The following is a 15,683-nucleotide window of genomic DNA, read 5'->3' as shown; positions in this document are numbered from 1 at the left end:
CCGCAGCTTATGGAAATAATGTTCCCAATATGGGTACATTTTGTCAAGCCAAGCCGAGACCAAATCAGAAAAAATGCCAGCCGGCGACGACCTTGCCGACGATCTGCAACTCGTCCTCGCTGCGGGCGATCTGGACATGGCCTCCATTGTCGCTGATCACCCGGATGGCGTTGTCGCCGAGGATCTTGGAGGTTTCGATACGCTTGGCCTGGATGTCGCCCCAGCGGTCGCGGATGGCATAGATGCCGTCGGGCGAGGGGATCCGGTGGCGGGTGTCGATGATCAGCGGTGTTCCCGGCGCGATGGTCGGGCGCATGGAATCGCCCTTGGCCTCGATGATCAGCAACTCCCCCGGCTTGGCGCCGATGCCGCGCAGGAACCAGGGCGGGAACACCCAGGGATCGGGCTTCACCGCATCCCGCGTCTCGATCTTGTCTCCGTCGCGGTAATAGGCATGCGCCACCTGCCCGCCGCCGCCCATGCCGGCACGGGCATCGACCTCGACGATGCCGTTGCCGGGAATGCGCGGCGGCGCATCGGGATCGAGCGGCTCGGGCGCTTCCGGCTCGAAGAAGCCGTCGGGCTGGTGCTCGTCGGGATCGAAGGAAGTGAGCTGCAAGCGGTTCGACATCAGATCGCCGGGATCGACCTTCAGCGCCGCGGCGGCCCGCACGATCCATATGTCCGACAGGCGCCGCTCGCCCCGCTCCAGCTTCACGAGCTGGGTTCTGGTTGTACCCATTGCCTCGGCCAGCGCTTGTTGCGACAGGCCCTTGGCGTTGCGCAATATCTTCAAATTGTTCCCCATCTGGGAACAATGCTCCAAAAATCGAACCTTGGCTAGCATTAATTTCGGGAACACACCCCTTGCTTAATGAACCCATAATGGGTACATTAACACTATAGCCCTTGCAGGTCCGTTCCGGATCTACAAGGCCATAAGACAATGATCTCGGGCCGGGCATCTCCCGGCGGGCCGTGCGGAAAAACAGATCAGGCAAACGCTTTGCGCGCCCCGCGCAGCCCCCGGGCAATCCGGAAGGCAGCCCGCGGTGCCGTGACCGCCCATGGCCTGACGACAGGAAAAGGAGGCCGTCTCATGCAGCAGCCCGACGATCCGGGCATCGCCCGCCACGACATCACAGCCGACGCACGGCCAGAAGCCGATCGTGACGGCGGCTCCCGCCTCCTCGCCCTCGCTTTGTGCGCCCTCTCCGGCGGGTTCCTGGCCGCGAGCGTCAGCCTCATCACCGCCTGGCTGCGATGAGCACCCATCCTTCCGGCCCCTCTCCTTCCTACACCCTTTCATCGGAGATCGACATGGCGATGCCGAACACCAAGCCCCGGCACTATCGCGCGGCGGACCAGCTCGAAGCCGCACGTGCCCTGCGCGCCAAGGGTGCCAATCTGCGCCAGATCGCCCAGGCCCTCGGCCGCAACCATCGGGCCGTAACAGCCCTCCTGGCCCTGCTCGACCCATCCCAGGATCAGGTCGAAGGCGGCGAGAGCGAGGAAACGGCCGAGCAGGATCGCCAGGCGCAAGCGCATCGCCGGGCCACCCTGCAGCATCTCAACGATATCCGGCGCGAACACGGCTTCGACAAGCGCTGGGAAAGCTACGCCCTGCGGCCAGAGACGGCGCTGCCTCTCGATAGCTGGCGCTTCCTCGACTTCTCTCCCACCGGTTCGCCCGCCGAGATGTGTGCCGGTCAGCTCGAACACTAAAACCTGGAAACGGGTTCAAAGTACCCCGCCCAATCATAAGCCGGCTCGGTAATTTCACGGGTTGGGCATCCAACCGTGCTTCCATCCACCCCTCTTTTCCTTCCATAGCCAGGAGGCCGCCCGAGATGCGCCCCTCTCCCTTCTTGAAGATCCGCCAACGCGAACCTTCGGGCCGGCTCCAGCGCGAGAGCGTCGCCGAAATCACCGCCACGGCCACAAGGAACCGTATTCGTATGGGCGTCCGGCCCGGGGACGCGCGCAGCCAGCTCGCCGGCTCGGTGTTCGGGCGCCTCAGCCTGCAGCAGGAAATCAATGCTCGGCAATATGAGGCGGGCTGCCGCTTCGGCGTCGCCGTCATCCGCTACGCCAAGGTCATGGGCTTTGCCTCGCCCAACCCACGCTCGCTCGACATGCTGATGCTGGGCAGCGGTGGTCATGGCGAGGAGGCTGGCGATGCCGAAGCAATCGCCAAGGCGCGCCGACGCTACGAGGACATGTTCACCGCTCTCAACGACGCCCCCGACGGCAAGCGCTATCTCAGGGCTCTCAAGACCTGTATCCTGCAGGACCAGCACGTCGATCTCGGCGATTTGCGCTGCGGATTGAATATTCTTTGCCGACTATGAGGTTGACGCCATCCCGCCGATATGGCAAATTAAGACTCTGAAAAAAAGCGCCCGACCGAAAGGTTCGGGCGCTTTTTTTGTGCCCTGCGCACGCCTTCGCGGCTGCCTGTGTCATTGCCGGGCATGACAAAAATTGGTGTCTCGCTTGTCTCCGCACAACGGCAGAGCGCACACCACGCGACATCCCGCTGCGCTGAAGCCGACGCGCCCAATCCCGCAACACAACACTGTGACCCACTGACCCGCGGCCCCGCCGGAGGCTGACGGCCCCCTCCCGGCACGCCGATCACGGCGACATGCGAGCCTGTCGCGAGACCCATTCCGCTTCCGGCGCATGCAATGGTTTCGGGGGCGCAGCTGCAAGCCCCCATCCCTCATCCTTGAACATTCCCCCCGCCTCCGGCGGGGGATTTTTTTTGCCCGATGGACTCCCATGCCCCGTTTTCCAGACTATGACGCCGAGAGTGGCCAGGGCCTGCAATTCCCCGTCGCTGGCCCCAGCCAGGTCCCTCCCGAGGCCGCCGCCTACCAGGCCAGGGTCACCAGCCAGAATGCCTTCGACGACGAGGAGCGCTTCAACCAGCGCAGCCGGCAACGCCAGGTCGAGCTCGACGAGGCTGCGAGCGCCATGCCGCCCGGCGCTAGCGGCTTTGCGGCCGGCATCATGCAGAGCACGCAAAAGGGCGACAACGCGCTGCTGGCGGCGATTTCGCCGGCCAATCACCCCGCCTTTGCCGCACGATTGGCCGCCGACCGCGACGCCCTGCTCGGCCAGGCGGCCGCGATGGAACAGCAAGGCCGTGCCCGCTACGAGGCCGGGGAGCTCGACAACGCCTTTGCCGCCCACGAACGGGACGTGTCCCGCGATCCCTCGCTGCTGGCAACCGCCAGGCAGGCCTATTTCGGCCTGATCGACAGCTCCGGGCAGACGACGGTCCAGAAGGCCCAGCGCCGCCAGGATGCCGAGCGCGGCTTTGCCATCGCGGCCTGGCGCACCCGCTTCGCCGATGATCCGGAGGGTGGCGCCGCCGCCCTCGGCCAGGACGACGCCGCCGGCGGTGTGCCCGGCGACCCGGCCTTTGCCGCAATCCCCAAGGCGGAGCACGGCCGGCTGATCGGCGACGCCTTCCTGCGGCGGGACCAGGATCAGGCCTTCGCCCGTGGCACGCTCGACCCCATGCTGCGGGACGCCGAGACGGCGCTGACCAGCATCGGCCGCTATGACGGCACCTTGCCGGACGAGGCCCGCTTCACCGCCGCCTATGGCCGCGAGGACGGCCCGCGCCGCCACGCCGAGTTCCAGCGCATCGTCAAGCTGGGTGCGGATGTCGATACCGTCAAGGCGATGACGCCGGCCGAGCAGACCGCCTGGCTCGCCCGCCTCGGGCCCAAGGCGTCCGAGTTCACTGGCAACGGCGCCGATTTCGTGGAGGGACGGGAGCGCCATGCACGAGCCGCGCAGGCCATCGCCCTCAACCTGGCTGCGCGCAACAAAAACCCCAACGCCTATGTCAGGGCCGTCTATCCCGCCATCGACAAGCTCTGGACCGAGGCGGAGAGTTCGCCCGACAGGCTGAGGGCGGCCCTAGCAGCCACCAACGCCGCCATGGACGGGCTGGACCTGCCGGCCCAGGGCCGCGCCGTGCTGCCCAAGGCGATGATCGACAAGGCGCTGATGCGCTTCGGCGATACCGCCAGGCCGCTCTCCGAACGCATCGCTCCCTTCCGCGCCCTGATCACCGCATCCGCCGATCCCGCCCAGCAGGCCGGCCTGTTCGCCCAGGCCATGCGACTCGGCCTGCCCCGCCTCGCCGCGCCGGCGCTCGCCGCCTATGGCAGGGGCGACGACGACAACGCCGCCCGCCTGCTCCTCGCGGCCTTCGGCGATCCAGCCACCGCTTTCGATGGCCAGGCCCCTCAGCCGGCCTCCGACGCAAAGCCCGGCCGGCCGACCGACCTGGCCGCATCGGCGGCGCCGACGAGCCCGCTCGCCTTGCGTGGGCACGCGGATACCAGAGGCACCAATCCCGCCTGGCACCCTGCTCGCGCCGATACCGCCATAGACCTCGCCCCCGCGATGACGGGCGAGGTCACCCGGCTGCAGGCGGCCGGCCCCGGCGACATCAATCCCCTCACCGCCATGCTCTACGACCGGCTGGTCCGGCGCAATCTGGCGCTCAACGGCGGCGACCTCGCCAATGCCCACGCCCTGGCAGGGCAGGACATCCGCCTGCCTGGCCCCACGCTCTATGCGCAGATCCTGCCAAAGACCCTCACCGATGCTTCTCCGGGCGGTGGCTCGGCCAACGACAATGGCGGAGGGTATACGCCAAAGCCCGCTACCACCACCCCCGCCAAACCGCCCTTCGAGACCCCCCAGGGGCCGGGCAAGCCGGTCAACATCAATACCGGCAAAGCAATACCTGCCCCCCCTGGCGCAACGGTCGACAATGCCGGCAAGGCGATTGTTGGCGCTCCCGAGGCACCCACCAGGCCGGGCATTTTCAGCACACCGGAAACGCTAGAACCCAAGCCTACATCGCATCCAGTCATCGAGCGCTCACCACGGGGGGCAGCAGCCTCCGCATTCCGCATGCAGGCCGGCGCTTTTGCAAAGATGGCTGCCGGCGGCAGCGCAGCCATCGCCGGAGCGCTCCTCCTGGCGATGAACGAGGCCAGGGATGTTTCCGAGCCCTATCCTGACACGATTATTCCCAAAACCTACGTGCTACCGGCCTTTGGCGGTTTGAGAGTCCCGCCCGAGGCAACGCAGATCCTGCTTGCCGGAGCGGATAAGTGGGCCGACAGGACAGTCGACCAACGCAATGAAATCCAGGCGAACCGGCTCCAACTGTTCAACATCGCGGCAAGCGATGCGCTGCGCCGGACCGCTAGCCATCCCCTGGACTATGAGCTGGTCTCCACCGGCGGCTTCGACTTCATCCTCTCGCCGGGCGCCAAACCAGGTGAGCCAGCGCGGATCGTCATGGCGCGCCGGACGCCGACATCCGGCGAACCGGATGTGTGGCCATCCCTCGATGGCGGGCAGCCAGGCCCGATACCTCGCCCTCCCCAGACCGCCGCAGCCCGCTATGACCAGCAAGTCTACGACAGCCTGTACACATCCAGCGGCAATCCGGCCTATGCCTACGCGATTGCCCGCACCATGCGGGTGGTCCAACAAGCGGGCGAGGCCAGGCCGGCTCCGGAAGGACAGGAAGGACGTCAGACCGGCTGGGAAACGCGTTGGTTCCTCCCCGAGGGAGATCCGGCTCTCGCCGGGATTGGAATGCTCCCGCCGGAGCAACCGCGAGCCTCCCCTCTCGGCGCCTTCGGGATATTCCCCACCCCCGCGCAGCCTCCGAACCTGAACTCACCCACTGCCGGCGAAGAAGGCGAAAACGGCCCTGAACCTCTCGTCGAACCCCTTCCACCGTCGAGTCCCGATCAGCCTTTCGATCCCGGCGAGTACTATGCCGCCCGTAAGGCGGGAATGACCAGGCAACAGGCGCTGAATGCGGCGATAATCAGCTATCGCAGCAGGGGAAGCGGAGCCAACACCACCAAGGGCGATTCTTCGCTTCCGCCTGCACCGCCTCCGCCATCTCGTCCTCCTCAAGATCCGGACGATCCCTATGATGAAGCCAAATACGACAGCATGTACATGCTTACGGGAAGTCCCAGGGCAGCGCTGAAGGTTGCCAAGGATACCTATCGTTCAACGGCGCGTGATAGGAATCCTGACGGATCGCCCACTCCGACCATGGCTAACAAGGAGCGAAAAGGCCAAAGCTACCCTCCGCCCCCTCTTAATCCCGACGACCACATCGATATGGCGGACTATACTGCCCATCGAAATGCTGGACTTAACGCCTCCGCCGCGCTTGAGGCTGCCAGGACTGACTTGAAGGAGTTGATCGCGAGAGAAACCCAGGGTGGAACAGTGCCGACCGCCACCGATCGGCCAGAAAAAGGGCGGGTCCCCAAGCCAGTCACGGACAAAACACCCTGGTATCGTCTTCTCCGAGGCGCAATTATCCAAGGCTATGCCGATTGGACTGTCGAAACACGCCGGCAGCAGATCGCAACTGGAAAACAACCAACGCACCCAGAGGTTACTACAGCCGGCATTGTCGGAAATACTGTTAAATTCAGTATGAATCAGAAATCTCGATTCGATTATAATGACCCCAATCAGGACACCCTCGCGGCCAATGCAATCCGAACTGATACCCAGCGGATACAAGACGCCGGCAACGAAACGTCACCTAATGAGAAGATGGCGGACGCCCACGGTGAAGTCGCCCTCATTCAGAAGTTCGCTGATGTTGGTCAAACCAAAGGGCGGTTCCTTCATATGGTCGTCAATGGCCGCGATGTTTGTGGCTGGTGTATGGTCGATATCGCTCGTGCAGCTACGGCGGCAGAACTGGAAGGGTTGGTTATCTATGAAACCGCGACAGGCAACACTAAATATTGGCATTATGGGATGGGTAGTATCAAACGCATCGGAGATGTTAACCCATGAAAAAAAATAACTTTCACATAAGTTGGTTCATTCGCGACATTCCACGCCCTGAAGGTGGCGGTGGCAAGTCCAATTGCGATTGGGATTTCATAATAAGAAAATTACAGGAGCTTCAACATGAAGATGGATCTGTAGCACTTGAATTTGACAACGGCAACGAAGACGATGACAAATCCTTAAGCGTACACGCTCAGAACGATCATTATTTTATCGTTTTTAATGACAAAAGAGACGGAAAACATTTTCGACGTGCCTCATTTGATCCAGCCTCTCCGTATAGTAAATACGAGATGCAAGGTTCTGATTGGGATTCTCGCATAATTTTTACTGATTATGATTTAGTATACGATGTATTTAAACAATTCTTTGAAACTGAAAAGATAAGCTCACCGCGTATCGCACCCTATTGAAACGCGGCGTGTTTACGATGCTGATGTTTGGTCATTGCCGTTGCTATTGCGAGCACAGCTGGCGGCACGCTCAAGCCCTAAAGAGACGGCGTGAACATAGCATAATGTAAATTTCCGCGTAGTCCGATGAAAGCGCGCAACTGGCCGCCGCGGCAATTCGAGAATTACGGTGATGGTCTGGAAGACCTTCATGCTCAGGGGCAAGCAGAAGGTCGAAGCTTAAGAACGGCCGTATTCGGAGACGTAATGTGTATATTATGTCGCAGGCACCTGCCGCATGCTGCAGAAAAAGCGAAATTGAAAGAATGGATGATCTACGAACAAGCTACCGGCAAGACATTTTACTGGAAGAGTGGGGACACCGCATTCACTGAACTGAATGGAGAGTAAACATGGTGGATAGGTATCTAAAATATATGAGTCTTACCTGGAGCTTGGAGGATGATCAATATGGGCATCGTTCAATTCGAAACCCTTCCTGGAACCAGGTGCTGGAAAAACTGAAAATGCTTGAGGAGCAAGCGACTGGTACCGTTACACTACGCGCAAGCGACAATGACGGCAGAACGCCGGAAAAGACCTTGAACGTCAACGGTTACAGAGGAAATTTTCAGATCGAGTTCGATGACGTCGTTGACGGAAAGAATGTATCCCGCTTCATCTACGACGAGACCAAGCCGATCGGCGTGATCGACCTCCCTGAGGAGGACGACTGGTATGAGCGCTGTATCATCCAAGATTTTCAACCGATCTATGTGATGTTCAAGGAATTCTTGGAGACACAAAGCGTGACCTCGCAGTTGCTGACATGGCCACTCAAATCGAAATGACAGCTGTGGCAGGAAACGCGCTTTCTTAATCGCCGGATATAGGTCGCCCTCTGCGCCATGGATTGGACAGGCCGAGATAAGATCCGGCAAAGCACTCAAGCCCCCGCAGACAGGGGACGAAAGCGACATTGAGTAAGATCTGTTCGTAATCCCAGCCTTAGCAGGGACGCCAAGCGCAGCAGACTCACAGAGCGAACGTCCCATCCCACTCGCCCGCCCGGCTCCGCCGCGGCGGGCTTTTCCATTGGAGGCATACCGATGCCCGAGAACCATGAACTCGCACTCGCCAAGGCCTGGCTGGAACGCGAGCGGGCCAAGGATCCCGCCCTCGCCGATCTCCTCGCCGGGGTGCCCGCCGCCCTGTTCGGGGCGGAACCCCAGCGTGTGAGCTATGAGCATTGGCAGCTCATCGCGAAGACGGCCGAACCGGCCCGGGATCGCGGCGATGACGGGCGCTGATGGCGGGCCGCCCGGAAGGCCGCGCGGCGCCCGGCGAAAGCCGGGCACGGCGCCGAAACCGGCCAGACCAGGCCTGGGCGAAGCCTTTCTCGCCGCCCTCCATGCCGATTTCCTCGCCCACGGCGCCGGGGCGATCGAGCGCGTGCGCCTCGACAACCCCACCGCCTACATCAAGCTATGCGACGCCCTGCTGCCCAAGGACGTCGCCTCCCCCCTCGACGAGCGCGGATTGAGCGATGAAGAACTCGACAGGCGCATTGGCGAAATCCTCCGCCAATGCCAGGGCGAAGGCCTTGAAATCGGAACTGCTCAGGCTGCTCGCTGAGAAGAAGCGCCGCTTCGACGCGGACTGGCTGCCGCGCTACCGGCCCTATCCGCGCCAGGCCGACTTTCACCAGGCCGGCGCCAGCCATCGCGAACGCCTGTTCATGGCGGGCAACCAGCTCGGCAAGACCTATTCGGGCGGCGCCGAGGCGGCGATGCATGCCACCGGAAAATATCCGCCCTGGTGGCAGGGGCGGCGCTTCGACAAGCCGACCATTGCCTGGGCCGCCGGCGTCACCGGCCTCGCCACGCGCGATACCGTGCAGCGCATGCTGGTGGGGCGCGCCGAGGCCGTGGGCACGGGCACCATCCCCGGCGCCGACATCGTGGGCCTCGTCTCGGCCCGCTCGACGCCCGGGCTGATCGATTCCATCCGTGTCCGCCATGTCAGCGGCGGCACCTCCACCATCGGGCTCAAATCCTACGAGCAGGGCCGCGAGAAATGGCAGGGCGAGACGCTCGACTGGCTGTGGTTCGACGAGGAGCCGCCCGAGGACATCTATACCGAGGGCCTCACCCGCACCAACGCCACCGACGGCATCGCCTGGATGACCTTCACGCCGCTGCTCGGCATGTCCGACGTGGTGCGACGCTTCCTCTCCGAGGCGAGCCGGGACCGCAGCGTCACCACCATGACGATCGACGATGCCGGCCATTATTCCCCCGAAATGCGGGCTCGCATCGTCGCCGCCTATCCCGCCCATGAGCGCGAGGCCCGGGCCAAGGGCATTCCGATCCTGGGCTCGGGCCGCATCTTCCCGGTGGAGGAGGCGATGATCGCCGTCGACCAGATCCGGCCCGAGCCGTTCTGGCCGGCGCTCGGCGCCATGGATTTCGGTTGGGACCACCCCTTCGCCGCGGTGATGGGCTATCACGACCGCGACGCCGACGTGGTCTATCTCACCCGGGCCTTCCGGGCGCGCGAGCAGACGCCGCTCCTGCATGCCGGCGCGCTCAGGGCCTGGGGCGACTGGCTGCCCTGGGCCTGGCCGCATGACGGGTTGCAGCACGACAAGGGCTCGGGCGAGCAGCTCGCCGAGCAATATCGCCGCCAGGGCCTCGCCATGCTGCCCGAGCACGCCCGCTTCGAGGACGGCTCCAACGGCGTCGAGGCCGGGCTGATGCTGCTGCTCGACCGCATGCGCACCGGCCGCCTGAAGGTCTCGCGCCACCTCCACGACTGGTGGGAGGAGTTCCGCCTCTATCACCGCAAGGACGGCAAGGTGGTGAAGGAGCGCGACGACCTGATGAGCGCCACCCGCTATCTCATCATGATGCTGCGCCACGCCACGCTGAACCCGGCCGCCCTGGACCTGATGCGCCCGGAACCGCAGCCCTACGACCCGCTGAGTTATTGAGCGGGAGTTCTTCCTGGGATCGCAGGCTTCCAGCCTGCCCTTGGAAGCGCCGCGCCCGCGGATAAGCAAGAGCAGGCTGGAAGCCTGCGATCCCAGAATAGTCCCCAGCCCCGCCCTTCCAGGCGGGGCTTTTCTTTTGCCCCGATGGATCCCGCCATGCCCCGTTTTCCCGACTATCGCGCCGAGATCGGCCTCAACCCAGGCTCCACGCCGCAGGTGCGCACAGGCGCCGAGGCGATCGGCCAGGGCCTGCAGGCGCTCGGCAGCGGCCTCACCGCCGCCGGCGAGGGTCTTGCAGCCTACCAGGCCAAGGCCGCGCGCGAGAACGCCTTCGACGACGAAGCCCGCTTCAACCAGCGCAACCGGGAACGCCAGGCCGAATTCGAGGCGGCGACCCGGAACATGCCTCCGGGCGGCAGCGGCTTTGCCGCTCGCTATCTGCAAGCCACCCAGAAAGGCGACAGCGCGCTGATCGCGAAGACTTCGCCGGGCAATCGCGCCGCCTTCGCCGCCCGGCTCTCCGGCCAGCGTGAGCTCGACGCCGAGAAGGCGGCCGTCTACGAGCAGCAATACCGCGCCGGCTACGAAGCCCAGGAAATCGAGAGCTCGCGTGCCGAGGCCGAGCAGGCCATCACCCGCAATCCTGCCGCGCGCGCCGATGAACAGCGCCGCTATTTCGAGCAGATCGACCGGTCCGGCCTGCCCCTCGCGCAAAAGAACGCGCTCAAGCAAACAGGCCGGCAGGGCTTCGCCGCCACGGACTGGAATGTCCGCTTCGGGGAGGACCCCGAGGCCGGCGCCGCCGCCTTCGGCCGCGGCCCGGTGCCGACGGGACGATTCCAGACCCGGCTGGTCAGCGGCGCCGGGACGGATATCGACGGACTCAGCCCCGCCACGAAAGCCCTGCTCGACGGCATGGTGGCGGCCGGCGTCGTCCCCGAGCTCAAGGTCAAGTCGGGCCGGCGCGACCAGGCCGCCAATGCCGCCGCGGGCGGTGCCAGGGGGTCGCAGCATCTTGCCGGCAATGCGCTCGACATCGACATTGCCGGCAAGTCGGACGCTGAGAAGGCTGCCATCCTGGCGGCCGCCGTCGCCAGCGGCGCCCGCGGCATCGGGCTTTATGCCGGCGGCAGGTCCCTGCATGTCGACACCCGCCAGGCGCCCACCGTATGGGGGCTCGATGCAGCCGATGCCTATCGCGGCCTGAAGAAGCCGGACGGCACGCCCGACATCGAGACCACGCTCGCCAAGGCCCCGGCCTGGGCCAGGCCGACACTACGGAGGCTCTATGGCGAACCGGCGGGCACCCTGCCGCTTCCCGCCTTCGGCGAGACCCCGGTCGCCGCTTCGCCCGGCGCCCTCGATTATTTCGGCCTGGTGCGCCAGCACGAAAGCGGCGGCAACGACCAGGCGGCGAGCCGGGGCCCGAACGGGCAGACCATCGCCGTGGGCCGCTATCAGTTCACCGCCGGAACCTGGGCAGCGCTGGCCCAAAACATCCCGGCCTCGAGCTCTCCGCCGATGGCCGCAGCGATCCCCGCCAGCAGGACAGGGCGATGCGGGCGCTGACGGCCGACAACCAGGCCGCCCTCGCCAAGGCCGGGCTGCCGATCACCGGCGCCAACACCTATATGGCGCATTTCCTCGGCGCTCCCGGCGCGGTGAAGTTCCTGCAGGCCTTGCAGGAAAACCCGGAGCAATCGGCCGCCGAGCTGTTCCCGGCGGCGGCCGCCAGCAACACGGGCGTCTTCTACGACCACAACAGCGGCGGCGCCCGCTCGCTCGCCGAGGTCTATCGGCGCCAGACCGCGATGTTCGGGGCCGATGCCGGCCAGCCCGTCTATTCCGCCGGCCCCGGCTATGCCGACGCCCCGGCCGATCCCGCCTTTGCCGACATCCCGCCACGGGAACAGGACCGGCTGCTCAACCAGGCTTCCGCCCGCGGACGCGAGGGCGAATCCCTGTCGCGCGGCGCCCTCGAATCCGGCGTACGGGATGCGACGCAGGACCTGACCACCATCGGCCGCTTTGACGGCCCACTGCCCGGCATCGCCGATTTCACCAAGGCCTATGGCCCGCAGGCGGGCGCGCGACACTATGCCGACTTCCAGCGCGTCGTCAGCCTCGGCGCCGATATCGATGCCATCAAGGCGATGACGCCGGCCGAGCAGAGTGCCTGGCTCGCCCGCTTCACCCCACAAGGCGATGGCCCCGATCTGGATGGCGCACGGGATCGCCATGCCAGGGCCCGGCAGGCCATCGCCCTCAATCTCGCCTTCCGGTCGAAGGACCCCAATGCCTATGTGCGGGCGCTCAATCCCCGGATCGACCGGCTGTGGCAAGAGGCAGGCAATTCGCCCGAGCGGTTGAAGGCGGCCCTGTCGGCCACCAATGCCGCCATGGACAGGCTGGGCATGCCGGTGGAAGAGCGCCGCCTCATACCCAAGGCGATGGTCGACCAGGCGCTCGCCGCCTTCGGCGATCGCAGCAAGCCGATGGCGCAGCGGCTGGCGCCCTTGCGTGCCGCGCTCGTCGCCGGCGCCGATCCCGGGGCGCAGCGGGCGATCTTCGGCCAGATGGTATCGGCGGGCCTACCGCCGATGCTGGAATACGCCGCCATCGCCTATGCCAAGGGCGACGCATCCCTGGCAGAACGCTTCGCCACGGCCGCGCTCGGCAACGCCGACGGCAAGGCGACGGGCGGCGCGGCGGATGCCCCCTTCGCCAGCCCGGCCGCCGCGGCCAACACCCCCGCCGGCCCGGCCCCGATGCGCTCCCTCTCCGGCCCCGCCATCGATCTTGGCCCCGCGGCCGCCCAGTCCCTCGGCTCCAGCCTTACCGGCGACGAGCGCACCAGCCGGGCCGAAACCGTTCGGACCCGCCTGATCGAGGACGCCATGCGCAATAATGGCGGCGACCGCCCCGCCGCCGTTGCTCAGACCGATCGGGACCTTGCCAGCCTTCAGGGGGATGGTTGGATGCCGGGGATGCTTATGTGGCGAACTGGCGAGCAATATACACAAGCACAGACAATCGGAACGAACGGAGAAATACTCGCCACAGATGCCCCAACAAACCCTGCCTCTGACGGAGGTGTCAGCCGCTCCCTCAATTCTGTCCTTCAGCAAGCCGAGGAGGCGATACAACGGCATAAATCTGAAGTGAACGATCAATATTCACCTGGTCGGCCAGCGACGGAAGAAGAGATGCAAAGAATGCAACGGCTAGTCGACGCAGCCGAGGGGTATTTGCGGACTGACGCCGCATCCGTCGAAGCATTGCGGCGTTCAGCCGAGAAACTGGGGCTTTTGCCTAAAGCAGCGGTGACCGCGCAACAAAATCCAGCAGGAGATAAAAAGAACTCGGCCTCATCCAATACTGGAGTGCCCCAGCAAGCGGGTTCAAGCACCACCCCGAAAACCGGCACAGGAAAGCAAGCTAATACGGCCTCCAACACTGCCGTTTCCGATCCGCGAACATCCCAGAACTTAAACACTCCTAATCCCAACTACCGGCAAACACCCTATGTAATAATTCCAAATAATAATATCACGACGCAAACTATATTTGATAAGAACGCCTCATTCTCAAATATGACCTACGACAACGGAGAACTAGGAATCCCCAACTTAGCCGCCGTTGGACCTTCCACGAAATTGGACGTTCAGCCAAGTAAATTCATCGATAAAGAAATTTATCAGCCGATATATAACGAAAACATATCCAAACTCCAAAGTGTTCGTGCATTAAAAAGCTATATCCCTCTTTTTAATGACGTTGCCGCGAAGTATGGGATTAATCCAACTTTCCTTCTTGAAATGGCAAAAATAGAGGCTGGTGTTGGTTCTGGGCGGCTAAATTCGGATGCAGTTAATCGCAGCCCATGGAAGGATCCCAAAAAAGAAGCCGCTCTCAGCAAGAACCCCTATCCAAATGCTTTTGATCCACTCAAGGAACGTGGAGAGACGGCTCATTTGGGTCTTTTCCAATTCGATAAGGATAGCGCACACAGAGTGGGACTAATCGATCGTTTTGATCCAGTGCAAGCAACGGAAGGAGCGACGCGCTTAGCCATTTCTAACTTCAAATTGCTTGAAAAACAAATAAATAGAGCTCCTACTATCGGCGAAATCTATCTCGCCCATCAACAAGGGGGCCCAAGGGCCGCTCGCTTGCTCAACAATCCGAACAAAAAAGCGGCTGAGGTAATCGGTCTCAAAGCGCTTGAAAGTAATCTACCCAAGGATTTCATGCAGAAAAATTCCAACTGGCGGGATATGACAGCAGCCGAATTTTCCAAAAGGTATACCTCGAAGTTTCCGGAAGAAAGGTTTTATCTACCCAACATATATGCTCCGAGAGACTACATATGGCCAAAATGAGACATTATAGATCGGCTATGGCGCATGCTGGAGCGCTACAACACCGCTCCTGCTGTCATATACCAATGTATCTTTATGCAATTTCTCTGGTGGAATCAGCGCATACCCGGTGTCTGGCTCTCCAAAACTCAAGGGATGAGGAGAGTCTCCTGCACATAAAGTGCGAGCATCAAGCGAAGTAACATATTCGGCATCCAGCTCCAAAAGGTCGGGTATATTTCCCATTCTCAGATTATCAAATCGAAAATATATCCGATCTCCTGTCGTTTTATCGTCGCAACGGACTGCATCCTGATTCCCGCCATCAAAGAACCCACTCAAATCCATTGCAACAGTTCCTTTTTCATTCTTGAAATCTATCGCACCAGAATTCGATGGATCCTTTATCGAAATCTCATATAAATACTGATTCGAAATTCCAAACTTAGTCTCCATGATTAAACAATATATTTGAGCATCACTTCTACCTGGTCGAATGGTTGCACAATCCTTGGGGTCATAGTCCACCCCATCAGCGTAACCGGCAAATTTCAAATTACCATTCGAACTACTTGATAAAAAAATTACACCACTAACTTCCTTTCCACCAGGCACAGTACACTCTTTTGAACTGACATTAGAAATATAATATAAATTTTTTCCGAATTTTCTACTATAAATATCCCACACGGACATGTCGCATGTACGGTATTGTTCGATTATCGAACTTGAACGGCAACTCTCTTTCTCAATCTCGCCGGCACCGCAGACCGCCGCCAGAATATCTTTTTTATTCTGCAAATCATCGGACGCCATAGCCCCTGCCGTCATGAATATGCAAATTGAAGTAAAAACAAGAAACAATCTCATATTCATGACTCCTCGCTATCTCAAAGGGACAATCTAACGGAAACGCTATGCGCGGAACATGCAGTTCAAATATTACACTTGATATATACCGCTCAAATTCGCACGAATTCTCAACATCCTGACCAGTGAAACGCGTCTTGACAATGGCATTCACCGCACCCAAGCCGGATTTAGAATTCACGGCCGAGCCTT

13 protein-coding genes are annotated in these 15,683 nt (G+C 62.0%); 11 read left to right on the top strand and 2 right to left on the bottom strand.

What is annotated here, in order from left to right; all coding sequences use genetic code 11:
* Positions 1 to 64 precede the first annotated feature (64 nt).
* Positions 65 to 808 (bottom strand): LexA family transcriptional regulator, encoded by a 744-nt coding sequence (locus BA190_RS32065; RefSeq protein WP_068298142.1) that lies wholly within the window; start codon positions 806 to 808, stop codon positions 65 to 67.
* Between the two features lie 291 nt (positions 809 to 1,099).
* Between BA190_RS32065 and BA190_RS36300 the strand changes: the two genes are divergently transcribed.
* The 11 genes from BA190_RS36300 (at position 1,100) to BA190_RS32020 (ending at position 14,642) form a co-directional block, all read left to right on the top strand.
* Positions 1,100 to 1,267, top strand: coding sequence for a hypothetical protein (locus BA190_RS36300; RefSeq protein WP_156771792.1), 168 nt, complete (start codon positions 1,100 to 1,102; stop codon positions 1,265 to 1,267).
* A gap of 53 nt (positions 1,268 to 1,320) precedes the next feature.
* Complete coding sequence (locus BA190_RS32060; protein WP_068298139.1) at positions 1,321 to 1,725, top strand: hypothetical protein; 405 nt, start codon at positions 1,321 to 1,323, stop codon at positions 1,723 to 1,725.
* A 125-nt stretch (positions 1,726 to 1,850) separates the two neighbouring features.
* A complete protein-coding gene (locus BA190_RS32055) occupies positions 1,851 to 2,351 on the top strand; it encodes a hypothetical protein (protein ID WP_068298136.1) in 501 nt (166 codons plus the stop codon).
* 433 nt (positions 2,352 to 2,784) lie between these two features.
* Positions 2,785 to 6,879 (top strand): hypothetical protein, encoded by a 4,095-nt coding sequence (locus tag BA190_RS32050; protein WP_068298133.1) that lies wholly within the window; start codon positions 2,785 to 2,787, stop codon positions 6,877 to 6,879.
* Complete coding sequence (locus BA190_RS36295; protein ID WP_156771791.1) at positions 6,876 to 7,289, top strand: hypothetical protein; 414 nt, start codon at positions 6,876 to 6,878, stop codon at positions 7,287 to 7,289. Before BA190_RS32050 ends, BA190_RS36295 begins: the two co-directional genes overlap by 4 nt.
* Before the next feature lie 392 nt (positions 7,290 to 7,681).
* Positions 7,682 to 8,119, top strand: a complete 438-nt coding sequence (locus tag BA190_RS32045) for a hypothetical protein (protein ID WP_068298130.1) — start codon at positions 7,682 to 7,684, stop codon at positions 8,117 to 8,119.
* Positions 8,120 to 8,377: 258 nt separating this feature from the next.
* Positions 8,378 to 8,578 carry a hypothetical protein gene (locus tag BA190_RS32040; protein WP_068298127.1) on the top strand — a complete coding sequence of 67 codons (201 nt, stop codon included), beginning with the start codon at positions 8,378 to 8,380 and terminating at the stop codon, positions 8,576 to 8,578.
* Positions 8,565 to 8,903, top strand: a complete 339-nt coding sequence (locus tag BA190_RS32035; protein ID WP_068298123.1) for a hypothetical protein — start codon at positions 8,565 to 8,567, stop codon at positions 8,901 to 8,903. The genes BA190_RS32040 and BA190_RS32035 overlap by 14 nt, the downstream gene beginning before the upstream one ends.
* Complete coding sequence (locus tag BA190_RS32030; protein ID WP_082980186.1) at positions 8,815 to 10,260, top strand: terminase large subunit domain-containing protein; 1,446 nt, start codon at positions 8,815 to 8,817, stop codon at positions 10,258 to 10,260. The genes BA190_RS32035 and BA190_RS32030 overlap by 89 nt, the downstream gene beginning before the upstream one ends.
* Before the next feature lie 156 nt (positions 10,261 to 10,416).
* Complete coding sequence (locus BA190_RS32025) at positions 10,417 to 11,829, top strand: D-Ala-D-Ala carboxypeptidase family metallohydrolase (protein WP_068298117.1); 1,413 nt, start codon at positions 10,417 to 10,419, stop codon at positions 11,827 to 11,829.
* Complete coding sequence (locus tag BA190_RS32020; RefSeq protein WP_068298115.1) at positions 11,817 to 14,642, top strand: hypothetical protein; 2,826 nt, start codon at positions 11,817 to 11,819, stop codon at positions 14,640 to 14,642. The genes BA190_RS32025 and BA190_RS32020 overlap by 13 nt, the downstream gene beginning before the upstream one ends.
* Positions 14,643 to 14,657: 15 nt before the next feature.
* Here the strand turns inward: BA190_RS32020 and BA190_RS36290 are convergent, their stop codons facing one another.
* Positions 14,658 to 15,491 carry a hypothetical protein gene (locus BA190_RS36290; protein ID WP_156771790.1) on the bottom strand — a complete coding sequence of 278 codons (834 nt, stop codon included), beginning with the start codon at positions 15,489 to 15,491 and terminating at the stop codon, positions 14,658 to 14,660.
* Between the last annotated feature and the right edge of the window lie 192 nt (positions 15,492 to 15,683).

This window comes from Labrys sp. WJW (assembly GCF_001676615.1).
In the GTDB taxonomy this organism is placed as follows: domain Bacteria; phylum Pseudomonadota; class Alphaproteobacteria; order Rhizobiales; family Labraceae; genus Labrys; species Labrys sedimenti.
The sequence above is the reverse complement of the archived record's forward strand: the minus strand, read 5'-3'. Positions and strand labels throughout refer to the sequence as shown.

What these genes read in the sequence shown, in the direction of transcription:
- BA190_RS32065 (WP_068298142.1), bottom strand. Translation starts at nt 808, where the DNA reads ATGGGGAACAATTTGAAGATATTGCGCAACGCCAAGGGCCTGTCGCAA.
- BA190_RS36290 (WP_156771790.1), bottom strand. Translation starts at nt 15,491, where the DNA reads ATGAGATTGTTTCTTGTTTTTACTTCAATTTGCATATTCATGACGGCA.
- BA190_RS32045 (WP_068298130.1), top strand. Translation starts at nt 7,682, where the DNA reads ATGGTGGATAGGTATCTAAAATATATGAGTCTTACCTGGAGCTTGGAG.
- BA190_RS32060 (WP_068298139.1), top strand. Translation starts at nt 1,321, where the DNA reads ATGGCGATGCCGAACACCAAGCCCCGGCACTATCGCGCGGCGGACCAG.
- BA190_RS32020 (WP_068298115.1), top strand. Translation starts at nt 11,817, where the DNA reads ATGCGGGCGCTGACGGCCGACAACCAGGCCGCCCTCGCCAAGGCCGGG.
- BA190_RS36300 (WP_156771792.1), top strand. Translation starts at nt 1,100, where the DNA reads ATGCAGCAGCCCGACGATCCGGGCATCGCCCGCCACGACATCACAGCC.
- BA190_RS32035 (WP_068298123.1), top strand. Translation starts at nt 8,565, where the DNA reads ATGACGGGCGCTGATGGCGGGCCGCCCGGAAGGCCGCGCGGCGCCCGG.
- BA190_RS32055 (WP_068298136.1), top strand. Translation starts at nt 1,851, where the DNA reads ATGCGCCCCTCTCCCTTCTTGAAGATCCGCCAACGCGAACCTTCGGGC.
- BA190_RS32040 (WP_068298127.1), top strand. Translation starts at nt 8,378, where the DNA reads ATGCCCGAGAACCATGAACTCGCACTCGCCAAGGCCTGGCTGGAACGC.
- BA190_RS36295 (WP_156771791.1), top strand. Translation starts at nt 6,876, where the DNA reads ATGAAAAAAAATAACTTTCACATAAGTTGGTTCATTCGCGACATTCCA.
- BA190_RS32050 (WP_068298133.1), top strand. Translation starts at nt 2,785, where the DNA reads ATGCCCCGTTTTCCAGACTATGACGCCGAGAGTGGCCAGGGCCTGCAA.
- BA190_RS32025 (WP_068298117.1), top strand. Translation starts at nt 10,417, where the DNA reads ATGCCCCGTTTTCCCGACTATCGCGCCGAGATCGGCCTCAACCCAGGC.
- BA190_RS32030 (WP_082980186.1), top strand. Translation starts at nt 8,815, where the DNA reads ATGAAGAACTCGACAGGCGCATTGGCGAAATCCTCCGCCAATGCCAGG.